Source organism: Streptomyces sp. NPDC024555, from assembly GCF_055559335.1.
In genome coordinates, this window is sequence record NZ_JBVHKV010000020.1 from 110,918 (window position 1) to 128,205 (window position 17,288).

The window sequence follows — 17,288 nt, forward strand, 5'->3', positions numbered from 1 at the left end:
CCATGCGCCTCGACCTCGCCGACGCCCCGGCGGCCGACGCCTTGGTGGCCGACGCCCCGGCCGGGACGTCCGGCGGCTGCCCTTTCACGTCGATGGCGGACCCCCGGACCTATGTCGACGGTTCACTGCACGGGGTGTGGGCCGGCCTGCGGCAGGAGAACCCGGTCGTGTGGACCGCCCCCGAGGGCGACTTCCCCGGCTACTGGAGCGTCACCGGCCACCAGGAGGTCCGCGAGATCCTCCGCGACCACGAGACGTTCAGCTCCGAGTACGGCACGATCCTCGACTCGGTGGGCGCCGGCGGCGACTCCGCCGGAGGCCTGACCATCACGCTGATGGACCCGCCCGACCACACCGAGATCCGCGCCGCCGTCGCCCCCCTGCTGTCCGCCCCCGCCGCCCGCGCGGCCGAACCCGTGATCCGCCGCCGGATCCGCGCACTCGTCGCGCCCTGGCTGGCCGGCGGAACCCACGACGTCGCCGGGGACCTCCAGCGCCTCTCCGCCCTGGCCTTCGGCGAGGTCATCGGCATCCTGCCCGAGCACTGGGACGACCTGGCCCGCTGGACCACCGCCAGCATCGCCCCCTCCGACCCGCTGGTCTCCCGCGGCGACCCCCCGGAGACCGTGCTCGCCGACGCCCACCACCACCTGTTCCGCTGCTTCCGCGCCGCGATCGACGCGAAACGGCACACACCCGGCGACGACATCGTCTCCCGGCTGGCCACCACCGAGGTCGGCGGACGCCGCCTCGGCGAGCGCGAACAACTCCTCAACCTGTACAGCACCGTTCTGGGCGCCGGTACCACCACCCCGCACGTCGCCGCGCACCTGCTGCTGCTGTGCGCCCGCCGGCCCGCGCTGTGGGACCGGGTCCGCGCCGGGGAGGTCCAGCCCCGCCTCCTCGTCGACGAGGCCGTCCGCTGGATCTGCCCCACCAACCACCTGGTGCGCCGCGTCAACCGGGACACCAGCGTCGCCGGGCGCGCCATGAAGGCGGGCGACTGGGTCTGCCTGTGGACCGCCGCCGCCAACCGCGACCCCGGCCGCCACCGGCAGCCCGACCGGTTCGACGCCGAACGCACCGGCGCCCACCTCGGCTACGGCGCCGGACCCCATATCTGCGTCGGCATGCACTACGCCCGGGTCGCCCTGCGCGTCCTGGTGGAGGAACTCGCCGTCTCCGTGAGCCGGTTCACGGTCACCGGCCCGGTGCGCCACCTGGCGTCGACGTTCATCAACGGCATTTCCCACATGACGATGACCATGGAGGTCGACGGCGATGGATCTCCTCAGAACTGACCTGCGCGACGACCTCGACCTGTCGGAGCACCGCATCCTCGACGCGGACGCCTACGACACCCCCTGGGAGCACGGCTCCCCGCACGCCGCCTGGCGGCTGATGCGCGCGCTTCCGGCGCCGTACGAGGGACACACCCCGGACGGGGTGCGGATCTGGTCGGTGACCGCCTTCCCCGACGTGGTGCGCGTCCTGCGCGACACCCGCCGCTTCGGCTCGGAGTACGGCACCATCCTCGACGTCCGGCACGGGGACCCGGCCGGCGGACACACCATCAACCTCACGGACCCGCCCCGCCACCGCGCCCTGCGCGTCCCCACCAGCAAGGCCATGACCACCCAGGCCCTGCGCCGCCTCGGGCCGACCGTCCGGGCCAACGTCGACCGGATGATCGCCCCGCTCCTCGAACCGGGCGTCCACGACGCCGCCGAGCACTTCCTCGCCCTCGCCATGGCCGCCATGGGACCCGTCATCCGCATCCCCGAGGACATGTGGCCGCTGATCGCCCGCGCCGCGATGGCGGGCGTCGCGCCCTCCGACACCGCGTACACCGACGGCGACGTCGGCGAGACGCTCCACTTCGCCCACGTCGAACTCTTCGGCTATCTGCGCGAGACGGTCGCCGAACGCCGCCGGAAGCCCGGCGACGACCTCATCTCCCTGCTGCTGACGGTGGAGGTCGAGGGCCGCAAGCTCAGCGACGACGACATCCTCCTCAACTGCTACAGCTTCCTGATGGGGGCCAACACCACCACCCCGCACGTCGCCACCCAGCTGCTCCACCTGCTGGCGGCCCGCCAGGACCTCGGCAAACGGGTCCTGCTCGGGGAGGACCGCCCCGCCACCGTGGTCGAGGAGGCGCTGCGCTGGGCCACCCCCACCAACCACCTGATGCGCCGGGTCACCGAACCCGTGACCCTCCACGGAGTCGACCTGGAACCCGGCGAACTGGTCTGCGCGTGGGTGGCCTCCGCCAACCGCGACGCCGCCGTCTTCGACGACCCGTACACCTTCGACCCCGGCCGCCGCCCCAATCCGCACATCGCCTTCGGCGTCGGCGCGCACATCTGCGTGGGCGCCCTCAGCGCCCGCACCGTCATCCGGCTCGCCCTGGACCGCATCAGGGAACGCGTCACCGGCCTGGAACTCGCCGGTGAGGTCCGCCATCTGCGCTCCAACTTCATCAACGGCATCACCTCGCTGCCCCTGGAGGTCCGGGCATGACCACCACCACCGCGGCCGACCCGCGTTCCCTCTGGCTCACCCGCGTCCCGGTCCGCAACGAGCCCGTCGCGGTCTGCATCCCCTACGCCGGCATCGGCGCCTCCGCCTTCGCCGGCTGGCCCGTGGGCATCGGCGGCGCCCGGGTCCTGCCGGTGCAGCCGCCGGGACGCGAGAGCCGGGGCCGCGAGCGGGCGCCCCGGTCCGTCGAGGAGTTCGCCCGGGGACTGGCCCCCGCCCTCCTGCGGCTGGGCAGCCGCCCCCTGCTGTTCATCGGCCACTGCGGCTCGGTGCCGTACGCCCTGGAGACGGCCCGGCTGCTGCGCGACGAAGGCGTACCGGCCTCCGCCATGCGGCTGCTGTCCTCCTCCTGGGGCGCACCGCACCGGGACATCTACGGCCCGCTCAACCAGCGCCCCCTGGACACGATCGACCCCGCCGCCGAGGTGATCGCCATGATGCGGGCCCGCGGCGCCACCGTGGACCCGGAACTCGCCGAGATCTACGGCGACGTGCTCATGGACGACCTCCGGGCCATGCGCGGCTATCGCTTCGACGCCTCGCGGGGCCTGCCCCTGCCGGTGACCGCCGTCGGCTGGACCCACGACACGGTCGTCCCCGGGCCCCTCGCCCGGTCCGGCTGGGAGGAACTCGACGGCGACGTACGGGTCCGCACCCTGCCCGGGGTCCACGACGACTTCATCGCCTGCACCGAGGAGCTCAGGGACCTGATCGCGGAGGAAGTCGGGGAGCTGATGCGCGATGCCGGCTGACACCCCGGTCTTTCCCCACCGGGGACCGGTCACCGGGCCGCTGGCCGCCGCCGCCGGGGCAACGCCCCACGCCGTGGCCGTCACCGACCCGAGGACGTCCTGGACCCACCGACGGCTGCACCGCGCGGCCGGCCTGCTCGCCGGACGCCTCGCCGCCACGGGGGTGCGCCGAGGCGATCCGGTGGGCGTCGCGCTCCCCAAGAGCTGCGAACTGCTCGCCGCCTATCTGGCGGTCTGGCGGCGCGGCGCGTACACCGTCCTCCTCGACCCCGCCTGGCCCCCGGCACGGACCGAGGCGGCGCTGCGGGCGGCGGGCGCCCCCGCCGTCGTGATCGCACCGCCCGGCACCCCGTGCGCCGGCGCCCGCGTCCTCGGCGTGGGTCCCGGCGACCTGGACCACGCCGACGACCCCGCCGACGACCCCGCCCACGACGGCGCCGCGCCCCACCCCCACCCCGACGCCCTCGCCTACGCCGTCCTCACCTCCGGCTCGACCGGCGAACCGAAGGCCGTGGCCGTCACCCACCGCTCCGTCGCCCACAGCACCGCCACCCACGGCGCCGCGCACCGGGTCGTGCCCGGCGACCGCTCCGCCTGGATGGCCCCGCCCGGCGCCTCGTCCGCCGTGGGCGAGATCTGGCCCTACCTCGCCGCCGGAGCGAGCGTCGTCGTCCCGCCCGAGGACACCACCGCCTCCCCCGCGGCGACCCGCCGCTGGATCCTCGAACAGGGCGTCACCACCGCGTACGTGAGCATGCCGCTCGCCGAACGCCTCCACTCCCTGGACTGGCCCGAGGACACCCCGCTGCGGCTGATGACCGTGGGCAGCGACGTCGTACGCCGCTGGGCCCGCCCGCACCTCCCCTTCGAGGTCGCCGTCAGCTTCGGCTCCGCCGAGGCCAACGGCATCAGCAGCTCCCTGACCCCCTGGCCCGAACGGATCACCTCGCACACCGCGAGCCCGGCGCTGCGCGCCGCCCGCCCCCCGGTCGGCCGGCCCTGGCCCGACGTCACGGTCCGCGTCACCACCCCCGGGCTGCGCGAGGCCGCCCCCGGACACCGCGGCGAACTCACCGTCACCGGACCCGAGATCGCCCTCGGCTACCTCGGCGACCCGGCCCGCACCGCCGTACGGTTCGTCCCCGACCCGTTCGGCACGGCCCCCGGCGCCCGCCTCTACCGCACCGGCGATCTGTGCACCCTGCCGGAGGACGGACTGCTGCGCCACCACGGCCGCACCGACCGGCAGATCAAGATCCGCGGCCACCGCGTCGACCCCGCCGAGGTCGAGGCCGTCCTCCTGGACCGCCCCGGCGTCACCGACGCCGTGGTCACCGCCGAACCCGGCCCGGACGGCACCGCCCGGCTGACCGCCCATCTGGTCGCCGCCCCCGACGTCACCGCCGGACCGCTGCGCACCGCCGTCGCCGCCACGCTGCCCGCCCACGCGGTCCCCGCCGTCTGGACCGCCTGGGCCGAACTGCCGCGCACCGCCAACGGCAAGGTCGCCCGCGACCTGCTCGCCACCGCGCCCGGCGCCCGCCCCCTGCCGGCCGGGCCCACCGCGCCCCCGCCCGCCGCACCCGGCCCCGGGGAACAGGCCGAACGGCTCCTGGAACCCGTCCTGGCCGCCTGGCGGGAGGCGCTGCGCAACCCCGCCTGCTCCGCCGACGACGACTTCTTCGACCTGGGCGGGGACTCCCTGACCGCCGCCGTCCTCACCGAGGCCCTCGCCGAGGACCTGGGCCTGCGGGTGCGGCTGCGCGACGTGTTCACCCGCCCCACCCCCCGCCGGCTCGCCGCGCACCTCACGGCCCTGGCCGCACCCTCCCCCCAGACCGTGCCGGCCGGAAGGAACCGCACATGACCAGCGCACCCGCCCTCGACCACGGGCTGACCCGGCTCCTCCCGGACCACGACGAGACCCCGGCCGCGGACCTCCGGTGGCGTACCGCACCTGCCGACGGCGCCGAGCCGCCGATGCGGGTCCTCGTCGCCCGCCCCCTGGACCGGGAACCCGTCGCCCGGATCGTCGTCGCCCACCACCGGGACGGCATCGACGGCTTCACCGAATCCGTCTGCCGCACCCTGGCCGACGCCGGCTTCCTCGCCGCGGCCCCGGACCTGTTCAGCCGGGTCACCGACCCCGGACTGTCGCCCGCGGAGAAGAAGGAAACACTCCGCGACGCCCGGATCGTCCACGATCTGAACCGCTGCCACGCCCTGCTGGAAGGGGACGCGGACGGCGGCGGGGCCGGACTGCCCACCGGAGTCGTCGGCCACTGCATGGGCGGACGCATCGCGCTCCTCGCCGCCGTCGACACCCCGTTCTGCGAAGCCGCCGTCTCCTTCTACGGCGGCCGGCTCTTCCAGGCCTGGGGCCCCGGCGACGGCCCCGGCACCCGCGCCGACCGCACCCGGTGCCCCGTCCTCGTCGTCGGCGGCCGCGAGGACACCAGCCCGTCCCCCGACGATCTGCGCCGGCTCGCCCGGCACACCGAGCACGCCCGCCACCCGGTGCGCGTCACCGTCGCCGAGGGCGCCGGACACGCCTTCATGAACTTCCTCCGCGCCGACCGGTACCGCCCCGCGGCCGCCCAGACCGGCTACGCCGCGGCCGTCTCCTTCCTCACCGCCCACCTGGCCCGTCCCCGGGCCACGACCCCATCCGTACGACAGGAGCCGTGATGACCGCCTCTCTCGACACCAGCGCCGAACCGGCCGCACCCGACGAGAAGCCGGGCCGCTCACCGCTGTCCGGCAACCGCGACTTCACCCTGCTGTGGTCCGGGCAGACCGTCTCCCTGGTCGGCTCCGAGATCACCGAGGTCGCCTTCCCGCTGCTGGCCATCCTCACCCTCAACGCCTCCGCCGGGGACCTCGGCCTGATCAGCGCCGCCCGCACCCTCCCGGCCATCGCCGTCACCCTGCTCGCGGGCGTCGCCGTCGACCGGATGCGCCGCAGGCGCGCCATGCTGATGGCGAACCTGCTGCGCAGCGCCACCATCGGCGCCGTCGTCCTGCTCGCCTGGACCAACGGACTGTCCGTCGCCGCGCTGTGCGCGCTCGGCTTCCTGCTCGGCTCCTTCGCCATCGTCTTCGACATCGCCAACCAGGCGATGCTCCCCAAGGTCGTCCCCAGCGAAGGCCTCACCGCCGCCAACAGCCGCCTGGAGACCAGCCTCAACGTCGCCCGGATCGCCGGACCCGGCCTCGCCGGCGGCCTCGTCGGAATCGTCAGGGCACAGGGCGCCCTCCTCATCGACATGGCCAGCTACCTGGTCTCCGCCGTGACGCTCGGCCTGATGAAGACCCCCGACGAGGCGCCCGCGCCCCGCGAAGGCAAACGCCCCGCCCTGCGCACCGAGCTGATGTCCGGACTGCGGCTCGTCTTCGGCAACCGGTCGCTGCGCGCCCTGACCATCGAGGCCGCCGTCTTCAACTTCGGCATCCAGATCTTCCTCACCCTCTTCCTGCTCTACGGGACCCGCACCGCGGGCCTGTCCACCGCCCAGCTGGGCCTCGCCATGACGATCGGCTCCGTCGGCGGACTCGCCGGCGCCATGCTGATGCCGAAGATCGTCCAGCGGCTGGGGCTGGGCCGCACCCTGGTCCGCGCCGCGGTCATCGCGGGGATGGGCCCCATCGCGACCGTCCTGTTCACCGAACCGGACCTGCTGGTCATGCCGATGATCGTGCTGAGCTTCTTCACCACCCTGTTCGGCGTGGTCGTGGCCAGCATCTGCACCGCCGTCCTGCGCCAGTGCCTCACCCCCAACGAGATGATGGGCCGCGCCGCCTCCGCCGAACTCTTCGTCACCGGAGGAGTGCTGCCGCTGGCCGCCCTCACCGCCGGTCTGCTCGGCGAGACGCTCGGGGTGCGCTGGGCCATGACCGTCGGCGCGCTCATCGTGCCGCTGTCCCTGCTCGCGCTGGTGCGCTCGCCCGTCACCCGGCTCGCCACCCCCGAGGACGCCCTGGCCGAACAGTCCGGCGCGGCCGGAACGGCGCAGGAGAGCGCCGGAGAGCGGGCATGACCGCCACCACCGCCACCGGCCGGGGGACCGCCTGGCTCAGCGTCTGCGACGGCCCCCCGGACGGCCCGCTGATCCTCGTCCCGCCCTTCGCGGGCGGCGGACGCTCCTTCTTCCGGGAGTGGGAACCGCTGTTCCGGCCGTGGGCCCGGCTCGCTTACGTCACCCTGCCCGGCCGGGACCAGCGGATGCGCGAACCGGCCCGCGACCACCTCGACGCCCTCCTCCCGGACCTCCTCGACGCCTGCGCCGACGCCGTCCGGACCGGCCCCTACGCGGTGTTCGGGCACAGCATGGGGGCACTCCTCGGCTACGAGATCGCCTGCGGACTGCGCGCCCGGGGCCTTCCCGAACCGGCCCGCCTCGTGGTCTCGGGACTCTGCTCGCCCGACACCCCGCTGCCCGGCAAACCCCTGGAGAAGGTCACCGACCTGGAACTCCTCCAGGAACTCGCCACGATCATGGGCGTGCCGCACTCGGGCCCCCTGTACGACCTGGTCGCCGCGCTCCTGCCCACCGCCCGCGCCGACTTCACCCTCTGCGAGCGCTACCGCTGGGAGCCCCGCCCGCCGCTCACCAGCCCGGTCACCGCGCTGTGGAGCTCCGACGACCCGCTCACCACCCCGGACGGGATCGCCGCCTGGCAGCGGCACACCACCGGCGCGTTCCGCTCGCTGCGCTTCGGCGGACCGCACTTCTTCATCCGCGAACTCGGCGGCGTCGTGGCGGACGAGCTGTCCGCCCGGCCCGGCCGCCCGACCCCACGAAGGGAACGGCACCGATGACCACGACCGCGTCCGCCCCCACCCCCGCGGGCACCACCCGGTGCGAGGAGATCTACACCTCGCCCAGCCCCAGCTTCTGGGGCACCGGACCCACCTCCCTCGTCCGCGAACTGTGCGCCGAACGGCCCGTCGACGGCCTCAAGGCGCTCGACGCGGGCTGCGGCGAGGGACGCAACGCCCGCCACCTCGCCCGCCACGGCGCCCGCGTCCACGCCATGGACGTCTCCGAGGCCGCCCTCGCCCGCGCCGCCTCCCTGTGCGGCCACGTCCCCCACGTCACCTGGGAGCGGGCCGACATCACCACCCGCCCCCTGGCCGACGACTGGTACGACCTGGTCGTCGCCTACAGCCTGACCCACTGGCTCGACGGGCCCGCGGCCGTCGCGGCACTCACCGGCCGGCTGCGCGCGGCCACCGCCCCCGGCGGACTCCACCTGTACTGCGCCTTCAACGCCCGGGTCCCCTACCCGCACACCGGCACCCAGCAGCCCACCCTGCTCGGCCACCAGGAGCACCTGGACCTCTACGCCGGCTGGGAGATCGTCCGGGCCACCGACACCGACCTGCACGACGAACACCCCGGCGAAGGCCCGCACATCCACTCCATGACCCGGATCGTCGCCAGGAGGCCGCGGTGACCACGGCCCCGCCCGCGGGGTTCCTCGCCCGCTGGCGGGCCAGGGCCGAGGCCACCTCCCGGCTCGCCGTCGGCATGGGCCCGTCCGCCGAACGCCTGGACTGGTGGGGGCTGCCCGACACCCTGGCCGCCGCCCGCGACCACGCGCTGACCGTCGCCGACGCCGTCGCCGACCGGGTCTCCCTCGTCAAGATCCAGACCCCGTTCTTCGAACGGTTCGGCGGACCCGGACTCGGCCTGCTCCGCGAGGTCGTGGACCGCGTCCACGAGGGCGGGGCGCTCGTCGTCCTGGACGCCAAACGCTGCGACGCCCCCGACGCCGCCGACACCCTGGCCGGTCTCTACCTCGGCCCGGACAGCGTCCTGGGCGGCGACGCGGTCACCCTGGTCCCCTGGATGGGACTCGCCCCCCTGGAACCCGCCCTCACCGAGGCGGGCCGCCGGAACTGCGGAATCCTGCTGATGACCCGTACGTCCAACCACGCGTCCGACACCGTCCAGCACGCCCGGGACACCGCCGGACGCACCGTCGGACAGGCCCTGGCCGACGAAGCGGCGGCATGGAACCGGGCCCACCGCACCGACCACCTCGGCGCGGTCGTCGGCGCCCGCCCCGACGAGGCCCGCGACCTCGTGGCCCGCACCGGCACGGGACTCGTCTCCCTGCCCGGACTCGGCCGGCCCGGACGCACCCCGGCGAACGTGGTGGCGGCCGCCGGGGACCACCTGGACCGCACCGTCTTCCCCGTCACCTCCGGCCTGCTGCGCCACGGCCGCCGCCACCTGGCGTCCTCCCTGGCCGGCTGGACCCTCGCGGTCCGCGACGCCTGCGACGCCCGCGAACCGGCGCACCGCCCGGCCGAGGAGAGGACCGCGTCATGACCACCCGCTTCCGCCACCGGCTCGTCCACCCTCCCGAATGGCCCGTCTACACGGAACGGGCCCAGCAGGAGACGGCCCGGCTCGTCGGCCGGGGCCGCACCTTCGACTACGGGCACGGGCCGGAGATCTCCCGGCTCGAACAGACCATGGCCCGGCTCACCGGCCGCCCCCACTGCCTCGCCGTCAACTCCGGCACCAGCGCCCTGTACAGCGCCTACTTCGCCCTCGGCATCGGCCCCGGCGACGAGGTCCTGGTACCCACCCTGACCTTCCCCACCACGGTGACCCCGCTGCTGCTCCTCGGCGCCGTCCCCGTCCTGTGCGACGCCGGCGACGCCCACGGCAACGTCACCGCCGAGACCCTGCGACCCCACCTCACCCCGCGCACCCGCGCCATCAGCGTCACCCATCTGTGGGGCCACCCCGTCGACATGGACCCCGTCGCCGAACTCGCCCGCGCCAACGGGCTGCTCCTGATCGAGGACTGCTCGCACGCCCACGGCTCCACCTACCGGGGCCGCCCCGTCGGTGGATTCGGCGACGCCGCCGTCTTCAGCCTCGGCGGCGTCAAGACCGTCTCGGGCGGCATGGGCGGCGTCCTGGTCACCCCCCACCGCAGGGTCCACGACATGGCCTCCCTGCTCACCGCCTTCCGCCAGCGCTCCCGCGCCACCGTCGAGGACCCGGCGCTCACCCCGTACATCGGCACCGGACTCGGGGCGAACCTCCGCATGAGCCCCCTGGCCTGCGTGCTCGCCCAGTCCCATCTCGACGACCTGGACCGGCTGCTGCGGGCCAAGGCCGGCAACTTCCGCCGCCTGGAGAGCCTGCTCGCCGACTGCCCCGACCTCGTCCCGCTGACCACCGACCCCGGCTGCGACCCCGGAGCCCGCTACGGACTGCACCTCGCGGTCACCGGCGCGCTCGAAGGACGCCGCGACGAGGTGGTGGCCGCCCTGCGCGCCACCGGACTGAAAGTGCGCCCGCCCACCACCGCACCGCTCCACCGCGACCCGCTGTTCGCCTCCGGGCCGCCCGGCGGCTGGGCCCTGCACCCCGGCGTCCGGCCGGGCCGCCCCCCGCACCCCACCGGCCCCCACCCCGCGGCCGACGCCCTGTGGGACAGCTGGATCGCCCTGCCCGCGACCCACCTGTACGAGGAGGACAGCACGCTCGTCGACGCCTACGCCGAACGGATCACCGCGGTCGTCGCGGACCTGCGCGAACGCGCCCCCGCCACCCCGACCAGGAGCGGCCGATGAGCACCACCACCGAACACCGGGACCCGCGCCGCACCACCCGGCACCGGACGGCCCCGGCACCCGCCACCGCGCCCCGCCGCCGCCCCGGCGCCAAGACCGTCGGCGGCGCGCTGCTGCTGGCCGCCGCCGCGGTCCTGGTCCTGCTCCTCTGGGCGGGCGAGGAATGGCTCGGCGCGGACACCGGATCCCGTTCGGGTACGGCCGGCCCGGACGGCCACGGCACCGACCCCGTCCTGCGCATGCTCGTCGCCCTGCCGCTGGTCCTCGCCGCCTGCCACCTCGCCGGACGCCTCGCCGCGCGCGTCGGACAGCCCCCCGTCATGGGCGAGATCGTCGTCGGCCTGTCGCTCGGCCCGTCCCTGCTCGGCACCGCATGGCCCGAGGCGTCCGCCTGGCTGTTCCCCTCCCAGGTGCTCCCCGTCCTCGACGCCCTCGGACAGCTCGGGCTGATCTGCTTCATGTTCCTGATCGGCTACGAACTCGACCTGCGGGCCCTGCGCGGCAGCAGGGCCACCGTCCTGGTCGTGGCCACCGCCTGCCTGGTGGTGCCGTTCTGCGGCGGCGTGCTGCTCTCCCTGCCCATGTACCGGCCGTTCGCGGGCGACGGCGTCGGCTTCACCGCCTTCGCGCTCTTCCTCGGCGTGGCCCTGAGCATCACCGCCTTCCCCGTCCTGGCCAGGATCCTGCGCGACCGCGCCCTGGAACGCACACCCGTCGGCTCCCTCGCCCTGGCCTGCGCCGCCTTCGGCGACGTCCTCGCCTGGTGCCTGCTGGCCGTGGTCGTCGCCATCGCCGGCAGCTCCGCCGCGGACCCCCTCCGGGCGGCCGGGGCCGGACTGACCACCGTCCTGCTCACCGCCGCCTTCGCCACCGCCATGTTCCTCCTGGTACGGCCCCTGCTGGCCCGCCTCCTGAACTCCTCGGCCCGCGGCGGACGCCCGGAGGGCTCCGCGCTCCCGGTGCTCGTGGCCGGACTGCTGCTGTCCGCGTACGCCACCGACGCCATCGGCGTCCACGCCGTCTTCGGCGCCTTCCTCTTCGGACTCGTCACCCCGCGCGGCACCCCCGCGGCCGAACGCCCGGTGGCCCACGTCGAGGGCTTCGCCACCGCCGTACTGCTGCCGCTGTTCTTCGTCCACACCGGACTGCAGACCCGCTTCGACCTGCTGCCCGCCGACTGGGCGACCGCGGGCTGGTTCCTGCTCGCCCTCGCCGCCGCCGTGCTCACCAAGGGCGCGGGCGCGGTCGGCTCCGCCCGCTGGGCGGGCCTCGGCACCAGGGACTCCCTCGCCCTCGCCGCCCTCATGAACTGCCGCGGCCTGACCGAACTCGTCGTCCTCAGCATCGGCCTGGGCCTCGGAGTCATCACCCCCGCCGCCTTCGCCCTGCTCGTCGGCGTGACCACCGTCACCACCGTCGTCACCGCCCCGCTCCTGCGCCTGATCCACGGCAGAGGGGCCGGTACGGCGACCGGGCCGGCCCCGGCCCGCCGGACCCCGAAAGAGGTGACCCCGTCGTGACCGCACCGGCCCTCCCCGGCACGACCGTTCCCCTGACCGACCTCCAGACCCAGCTGTGGATCGGCGAACAGGCCGACCCCGGCCAGCCCGACTACCACGAACTGACCGCGCTCGTCCTCGACGGAACACTCGCGCCCGACCGCCTCCAGCACGCCCTGCGGAACGTGACCGCCCGCCACCCCTCCCTCCTCACCGCCGTCGTGCCCGACGGCGACGGCGCCGCCGGACACGTCGCCCCGAACGCCGACGGCCTCCACGTCGAGACCCTGCCGCCGCCCCCGGACACCACCGACACCGGACTCGCCCGCCTCGCCGCCGCCTTCGCCGAACGCCCCTACCGGCTCGACACACCCCCGCTGCTGCGCGCCGCCCTCGCCCCGCTCCCCGAAGGCCGCACCCTGCTCCTGCTCGGCATGCACCACCTCGTCGCCGACGGCCGCACCGCCGACCTGCTGCTCGCCGCCCTCGACACGGAACTCCGCACCCCGGGCGCCCCGGGCGACACCCCGGACGAGGGCGCGCACGCCTACGCCGCCTGGCACGCGGACCACCGGCGCACCGACGCCTACCGGGAATCCCTCCAGCACTGGACCCACGCCCTCACCGGCGCCACGCCCACCACCCCCGGCCACCCCGCGCACGACGGCACCCGGCGCCCGGAGAACCCCGCGCACCCGGGCGAGACCCTGCACCTCCCACTGCCCCGGCCGGCCGCACACGCCCTGCACCGGCTGGCGGCCGACGCCCATGTCCGCCCGTTCACCGCGCTGTTCGCCGCGTCCGCCGCCGTCCTGTCCGTATGGACCGGCCGCACCGACCTGCTCCTGGGCACCGCCGCCGACACCCGCACCCGCCGGTTCCGCGACACCTGGGGCCACTTCGCCAACCTGCTGCCCGTCCGGCTCGGCCTCGCCCCGGACACCGGCTTCGCCCGCCTGGCCGAGGAGACCGGCGACCGGCTCCTGGACACCGTGGAACACCGCCAGGTCCCCTTCGAGGCCGTCGTCGGCGCCGCGGCACCCGCCGAACGCGGCCGGCCGCGCCCCCTGGTGCGGACCGTGGTGGCCGAGGCGACCCTCACCGGACCCGACCGCTTCGCCGGACTGCCCGCCCGCCGCCTCGCCGTCCCCCGCGGCCGCAACCGCTTCGACCTCATGGTCCAGGCCGACCTAGCCCCCGGCAGGGAGACCCTGCTCGTCGAATACGACACCGGTCTGCTGACCCGCTCCGACGTCCTGGGGCTGACCGAGGACTGCGCACGCCTCCTCGAAGCCGCCGCCGACGCCCCCCGCACCCCGCTCGCCCTGCTCGCCCGGGACGCCGGCATCCACCCCCGCACCGCGCCCCGGCCCGACACCCCGCCCGCCGGCGGCGACCCGTCCCGCACCCCCGGCGAGGACACTTCCGGCGAGGACACCCCCGACGGCCCCCGGACACACGCACTGGCCCGGACCATCGCCGGAGTCTGGACCAGCCACCTCGAACTCGCCCGCCCCGCAGGCCCCGACGACGACTTCTTCGCCATCGGCGGCACCTCCCTCACCGCCGTCGGCGTCCGCCGCCGCCTGGAGGCCGAACTCTCCCTGACCGTGCCGCTGCGCAGACTGTTCGACTGCACCACCCCCCGGGCACTGGCCGCCCGGCTGCTCGCCGACACCCCGCCCGCCGGGACCGCGGCCGCCCCGCCCGCCCCCGCACCCGTCCCGGACCGGCCCGACGGACTGCCGCTCACCCACGCCCAGCAGGACATCTGGATGTACGACCGGTTCCACCCCGGGAGCACCCGCTTCACCATCCCGCTCGCCGTGGACCTCACCGGCCCCGTCGACGCCGCCCGGCTCGCCGACGCCGCCTCCGCCGCCCTCGCCGCCCACCCCGCGCTCCGCTCGGTGTTCCCCCTCGGCCCCCAGGGCCCCGTCCAGCGCGAACAGACCGCCGCCGGACCGGTCCCCGTCCCCGTCCTCACCCCCGCCGGCCCCGGCGAACAGCGCGACGCCGAACGGGACGCGGCGGCCCGCCCCTTCGACCTGGAGCGGCAGCCGCCCGTCCGGGCCATGGTGTTCGACCGGAAGGCGGACGGCGCCACCCTCGTCCTCGTCCTGCACCACATCGCCGCGGACATGCGCGCCGTCGGCGTCGTCCTCCAGGAGACCGCCGACCGCTACCGCGGACGGACCGGGACGCGCCTCGACGAGAACCGCGCCGCCCTCGCGCGCGCCGTCGACACCGACCGTGCCCCCGGCCCCGCCCCCGCGCGCGAGGCCTGGGCCCGCCTGCTCCGGGACCACGAGCCCCTGCTGCTGCCCGCCGACCGCGCCGAGGACGGCCCGGACACCGCCCGCGCCCTCACCCGCGGCCTCGACCTCCCACCCGCCGACGCGGACCGCGTCCGCCACCTCATGACCACGCACCGCACCAGCGCCTTCATGATCGGCGCCGCCCTGCTCGCCGACGCCCTCGGCGACCTCTGCGGCACCGAACGGCCGGTCCTCGCCACCCTCACCGACAACCGGCCCCCCGGCACCGACTCCGTCGTCACCTGCCTCGTCAACACCGTCCCCCTGGCCATCGACCTGCGGGGCGCCCCCGACCTCGGCGAACTCCTCGCCCGGACCCGCGACGCCGTACTCGACGCCTACGAGGGGCAGACCGTCCCCACCACCGAGATCCTCTCGCTGACCGGCCCCGGCCACCCCCGCGACTCCTGGCTGCGGATCGTCGTCGACGCCCGCGACGAACAGGCCCTCGCCCCGCACCTGCCCGGCCACCCCCTGCGCACCCGGTTCCTCGACGCCCCCGCCGCCCTCCGCAAGGACCTCGAACTCACCGTCGTCCGCACCCGCGAAGGAGGACTGCGCTGGGACATCGACCACCGCACCGACGCCCTCTCCACCCCCGCGGTCGACCAGCTCCTCGACGCCATGCTCGCCCGGCTCCGCACCGGAACGGACGACCACCGGTGACCGCCCCGCCGGTCGCCCTGGTCGCCACCGACCTCGACGGCACCCTCTGGGACCGCGACGGCCGTATCCACCCCCGCACCGCTGACGCCCTCGCCCGCCTGCGCGCGCGGGGCGTACCGGTCCTCACGGTCACCGGACGGCGCCCCGCCACCGCCGCGCCCCTCCTCAGGGCCAACGGCCTCACCCCCGCCGCGTCCGTCTACCTCGACGGCGCCCTCGGCCGCGAGGGAACCGACGGGAACGTCTTCCACCGCAGCACCCTCGACCCCGGCACCGTCACCGCACTCCTCGCCCTGTGCCACCGCCACGGCGTCGAACCCTGCGTGGTCGTCGACGGCCCGGACCACGATCTGCTGATCGGCGAACAGCCCTCCACCCACCCCCGCCACCTCGCCGCCAACGCCGCCCGCATCCGGCGCTGCGACCTCGCCGCCGAGGCCCCCGCACTGCCCGTCCTCTCCCTCGTCGTCTGCGGAGGCGACCCCCGGCCGCTCACCGCCCTCGCCGCCCGGACCACCGCCCTCGCCCGGACCTCCCTCACCCGCGACACCGTCTACGGCGGCGCCGCTCTGTCCCTGCGCCGCCCCGGCACCGGCAAATGGCAGGCCGTACGCGCCTACTGCGCCCGCAGCGGCCTCGACCCCGCCGGAGTCCTCGCCCTCGGCGACGGCGCCAACGACCTCGACCTGCTGTCCGAAGCCGCCGTAGCCCTGGTCCCCGCCGACGGCGACCCCGCCGCCCTGGCCCACGCCACCGCCACGGTCGCCCCCGCGTCCCGGGGCGGCTGGGCCGACGTACTGGAGTACCTGCCATGAACCGGCCCTACACCCTGCTGTGCGATCCGGGCATCGACGACATGGTCGCCCTCATGGTGCTCTGCGGCGCGGGCGCCCCACCGGCCCATGTCATCGCCACCGCCGGCAACGTGGACCTCGCCGCGGCCGTCCGCAACACCGCGGGCCTCCTCCAACGGCTCCGCCCCGTCACCGACACCCTCACCCTCGCCGTCGGCTGCGACCGGGCCGTCAACGGCCCCTATCCGGGCCAGGGCCTCGGCATCCACGGCGACGACGGCCTCGGCGGCCGGGCCCCCGAACCCGGCCCGCACCCCTGGCCGTGGCCACCGGCCGCCGGCGACCCGGAGCCGCCCACCGGACGCTTCCTCGTCACCTCACCGCTCAGCCACGTCGTACCGGCCCTGCGCCGAGGCGACCCCCTGGACATCACCTGGATGGGCGGCGCCCGGGAATGCGACGGCAACGCCACCGCCGTCGCCGAATTCAACGCCTGGCTCGACCCGGAGGCCGCCGACGAGGTGCTGCGCGCCCCCCGGCCCACGGCCGTCGTGCCCCTCGACGTCACCGACCTGGTGACCTGGGACGCGGCCGACCTCGACGCCTTCGCCGCGCTCGGCGGCCCCGGCACACTGGCCGCCGGCGCCTGCCGGGCCCTGCTGCGCCACGGGCCCGTGACCCTGCCCGACGTGGTCGCCGCCGTCGCCTTCCTGCGGCCCGAGCTGTTCGTCTGGCGCGACTACGCCGCGTCCTGCGAGACCGGCCCCGGCCCGCTGCGCGGCATGACCGAATGCCTGCCCTCGGACCGGCCCACCGCCTCCGTGGCCGTCGACGTCAACGTGGCGGAGGTGCGCGAGGTGGTCTGGGCCAGCATGTCCGCCCTCGCCCGCGGCCTGGCCGGTGAACCGACGGACGGGGCCGCGTCGGCCGGGTCGGCCTGCGTCCGCACCACGTAACGCACCCGCCCGTCCACCCCGTGCCGGGTCGGCCGGATGAACTTGGCCGCCACCAGGGACCGCAGCACCTCCTCGGGCAGCAGCGCCCGGCCGGCCATCGACCGCAGGGCCCCCTGGAACAGCGGGGGCAGCGGATGCGCGCCGGCGGGTGGCGCCTGCGCC

The 17,288-nt window shown here is 75.7% G+C and carries 14 protein-coding genes; all 14 read left to right on the forward strand.

From position 1 onward, the window contains the following. Positions 1-2 precede the first annotated feature (2 nt). Genes ACZ4FH_RS29820 through ACZ4FH_RS29885 form a run of 14 tightly spaced genes read left to right on the forward strand, consistent with a single transcriptional unit; the run spans position 3 to position 17,126 of the window. On the forward strand, positions 3-1,301 hold the full coding sequence (locus ACZ4FH_RS29820) for a cytochrome P450 (protein ID WP_467308772.1): 1,299 nt from the start codon (positions 3-5) through the stop codon (positions 1,299-1,301). Then, positions 1,282-2,523: a cytochrome P450 gene (locus ACZ4FH_RS29825; RefSeq protein WP_383641177.1), complete on the forward strand. Its 1,242-nt coding sequence runs from the start codon at positions 1,282-1,284 to the stop codon at positions 2,521-2,523. The genes ACZ4FH_RS29820 and ACZ4FH_RS29825 overlap by 20 nt, the downstream gene beginning before the upstream one ends. Further along, positions 2,520-3,293 carry a thioesterase II family protein gene (locus tag ACZ4FH_RS29830; RefSeq protein WP_467308774.1) on the forward strand — a complete coding sequence of 258 codons (774 nt, stop codon included), beginning with the start codon at positions 2,520-2,522 and terminating at the stop codon, positions 3,291-3,293. Before ACZ4FH_RS29825 ends, ACZ4FH_RS29830 begins: the two co-directional genes overlap by 4 nt. Further along, positions 3,283-5,160, forward strand: coding sequence for an amino acid adenylation domain-containing protein (locus tag ACZ4FH_RS29835; RefSeq protein ID WP_467308776.1), 1,878 nt, complete (start codon positions 3,283-3,285; stop codon positions 5,158-5,160). Before ACZ4FH_RS29830 ends, ACZ4FH_RS29835 begins: the two co-directional genes overlap by 11 nt. Continuing rightward, a complete protein-coding gene (locus ACZ4FH_RS29840) occupies positions 5,157-5,981 on the forward strand; it encodes a dienelactone hydrolase family protein (RefSeq protein ID WP_467308778.1) in 825 nt (274 codons plus the stop codon). Before ACZ4FH_RS29835 ends, ACZ4FH_RS29840 begins: the two co-directional genes overlap by 4 nt. Beyond that, positions 5,981-7,330 (forward strand): MFS transporter, encoded by a 1,350-nt coding sequence (locus tag ACZ4FH_RS29845; protein WP_467308779.1) that lies wholly within the window; start codon positions 5,981-5,983, stop codon positions 7,328-7,330. Before ACZ4FH_RS29840 ends, ACZ4FH_RS29845 begins: the two co-directional genes overlap by 1 nt. After that, positions 7,327-8,112 (forward strand): thioesterase II family protein, encoded by a 786-nt coding sequence (locus ACZ4FH_RS29850; RefSeq protein WP_467308780.1) that lies wholly within the window; start codon positions 7,327-7,329, stop codon positions 8,110-8,112. The genes ACZ4FH_RS29845 and ACZ4FH_RS29850 overlap by 4 nt, the downstream gene beginning before the upstream one ends. Beyond that, the gene (locus tag ACZ4FH_RS29855) at positions 8,109-8,750 is read left to right on the forward strand and encodes a class I SAM-dependent methyltransferase (RefSeq protein ID WP_467308781.1); all 642 of its coding nucleotides are present in this window, start codon (positions 8,109-8,111) and stop codon (positions 8,748-8,750) included. Before ACZ4FH_RS29850 ends, ACZ4FH_RS29855 begins: the two co-directional genes overlap by 4 nt. After that, the gene (pyrF, locus tag ACZ4FH_RS29860) at positions 8,747-9,631 is read left to right on the forward strand and encodes an orotidine-5'-phosphate decarboxylase (RefSeq protein WP_467308782.1); all 885 of its coding nucleotides are present in this window, start codon (positions 8,747-8,749) and stop codon (positions 9,629-9,631) included. The genes ACZ4FH_RS29855 and pyrF overlap by 4 nt, the downstream gene beginning before the upstream one ends. Next, on the forward strand, positions 9,628-10,893 hold the full coding sequence (locus ACZ4FH_RS29865; protein WP_467308783.1) for a DegT/DnrJ/EryC1/StrS family aminotransferase: 1,266 nt from the start codon (positions 9,628-9,630) through the stop codon (positions 10,891-10,893). The genes pyrF and ACZ4FH_RS29865 overlap by 4 nt, the downstream gene beginning before the upstream one ends. Further along, on the forward strand, positions 10,890-12,413 hold the full coding sequence (locus ACZ4FH_RS29870) for a cation:proton antiporter (protein WP_467308784.1): 1,524 nt from the start codon (positions 10,890-10,892) through the stop codon (positions 12,411-12,413). The genes ACZ4FH_RS29865 and ACZ4FH_RS29870 overlap by 4 nt, the downstream gene beginning before the upstream one ends. Further along, positions 12,410-15,376 carry a condensation domain-containing protein gene (locus ACZ4FH_RS29875; RefSeq protein ID WP_467308785.1) on the forward strand — a complete coding sequence of 989 codons (2,967 nt, stop codon included), beginning with the start codon at positions 12,410-12,412 and terminating at the stop codon, positions 15,374-15,376. Before ACZ4FH_RS29870 ends, ACZ4FH_RS29875 begins: the two co-directional genes overlap by 4 nt. Beyond that, positions 15,373-16,191 (forward strand): HAD family hydrolase, encoded by an 819-nt coding sequence (locus ACZ4FH_RS29880; RefSeq protein ID WP_467308787.1) that lies wholly within the window; start codon positions 15,373-15,375, stop codon positions 16,189-16,191. The genes ACZ4FH_RS29875 and ACZ4FH_RS29880 overlap by 4 nt, the downstream gene beginning before the upstream one ends. Beyond that, on the forward strand, positions 16,188-17,126 hold the full coding sequence (locus ACZ4FH_RS29885) for a nucleoside hydrolase (protein ID WP_467308789.1): 939 nt from the start codon (positions 16,188-16,190) through the stop codon (positions 17,124-17,126). Before ACZ4FH_RS29880 ends, ACZ4FH_RS29885 begins: the two co-directional genes overlap by 4 nt. The last annotated feature ends 162 nt before the right edge of the window (positions 17,127-17,288 follow it).